The 725-nt window shown below is 34.1% G+C and carries 1 protein-coding gene; it reads right to left on the minus strand.

The window, feature by feature from the left end:
• Positions 1–98 precede the first annotated feature (98 nt).
• Entirely contained in the window at positions 99–551 is a 453-nt protein-coding gene (locus HMPREF3027_RS00015; RefSeq protein WP_070706266.1) for a hypothetical protein, read from the minus strand.
• Between the last annotated feature and the right edge of the window lie 174 nt (positions 552–725).

A 725-nucleotide genomic window follows, 5' to 3' on the forward strand; every position in this document is an offset into this window, starting at 1 on the left:
GTGCTCGCTTCAGTTCAGCCACCCCATTTTAAAATCGCCAGCTTCTTGTCATAAAGACATTTCGTCCCATTCTCGATTGTCTCATACGTATTTTTCTTTTAAAGTGCTTTTTCCAATTCTCCAATCACCTTTGCATCAATTATCTTTTTCCTATCAAATAATAAATATGCCCCTAAGTAATTCGCCATATCCAAAAATAGCCTCAATTCTTCGATTGTCGGTTTTCGCTCAAAAGAAATAGATACTCTTTTGCTCTCGCTAGAGCACGCAACACTCAAGTCGTAATGTCCTTTCTTAGAATTGAATTTTGCAAAACACCGAACCCTATTAAGCATGGAGAGCAATGATTGCTGCATCTTCAGGGGAAAGCTATCAATTATACTCAACACCTCTTTTCCATCCTCTGTATCCTCAAACCATACGAATAATTTGTGGTTGTTATCAATATAATCTACCCAACTTTGATAATCCACAGACTCTTCAATATCACTATCAAAATCAAACTGTTTTTTTGCGATATCAAGGTCTCTTATTTTGTCTACTACTATCATAAACGTTTATTTAACACATTCATCAATGCTTCGTATTTCGAACTCATTTTTTGGATTAACCTTATTTAAATTGTCCGTCCAGGTTCTAATTAAATCGGAAGTTATATTCTCTTTTGGCATATAAATATGAATCTTTGCATTTTCTATTCCATACATTATTTACGTTTGTATTAT

It is taken from the genome of Porphyromonas sp. HMSC077F02 (assembly GCF_001815465.1).
In the GTDB taxonomy this organism is placed as follows: Bacteria; Bacteroidota; Bacteroidia; order Bacteroidales; family Porphyromonadaceae; genus Porphyromonas_A; species Porphyromonas_A somerae.